The organism is Paraburkholderia sp. BR13439 (assembly GCF_040948805.1).
Classification (GTDB): domain Bacteria; phylum Pseudomonadota; class Gammaproteobacteria; order Burkholderiales; family Burkholderiaceae; genus Paraburkholderia; species Paraburkholderia youngii.
In genome coordinates this window covers 1-610 of the sequence record NZ_JBFPKN010000138.1, presented here as the reverse complement: position 1 = coordinate 610, position 610 = coordinate 1, and the positions used below count along the sequence as shown (strand labels likewise).

Here is a 610-nt window from a genome sequence, read left to right as displayed (position 1 = left end):
TCACCAGACGGCTCTTCAGGTCTTTGTTCTCTGTCATCAGTGTCAGTGTGCAGGTGTCCACGTGGACACCTAGCTTCTGACCTTCTGCCCCTCGATGGAAGGGCGTCTTTTATTGACCGCTTACGATCGAGTTGCGTGCGCATCCAGCGCTCGCTCGCGCTATGCGCGAGATTGAAGTGAAGCCACAGAAACTCGCCACCGTCCTTTGCGGTAGCGTCGGCATCGTCCTCACTCTCGCGGAACCAGTCGATGACTTCGTCCGCGTCGATCGGCCGTCCGGCAAGCGTTGGCAAGAACCGGAAACCGCAGACCATGCCCGACGAATCCGCGCCGTAGGTTTGCAATGCCAGATCTGATTTCATAGGGCGTTCAATGCGAGCGCTTCCGAGAGGGTTGAGACGCATTGAGGCGGGTGGAGGGTTTCGCTTACTTCAATGCTGTTTGTTGATTTCGACGCGTAAACGCAAAAACCCCACCGCTGTGGGTGGGGTTTCTGGCTTTGGGGGAGCCTGACGATTACCTACTTTCACACGGGCAATCCGCACTATCATCGGCGTGGAGTCGTTTCACGGTCCTGTTCGGGATGGGAAGGGGTGGGACCGACTCGCTA

General features: G+C 57.4%; 1 rRNA gene and 1 pseudogene. Both read right to left on the bottom strand.

Features of this window, described 5'->3' with window-relative positions:
* A pseudogene (locus tag AB3X96_RS42565) lies at positions 1 to 362 on the bottom strand (magnesium transporter CorA); the annotation flags it as partial.
* Between the two features lie 145 nt (positions 363 to 507).
* Positions 508 to 610, bottom strand: a 5S ribosomal RNA gene (gene rrf / locus AB3X96_RS42560); the annotation flags it as partial.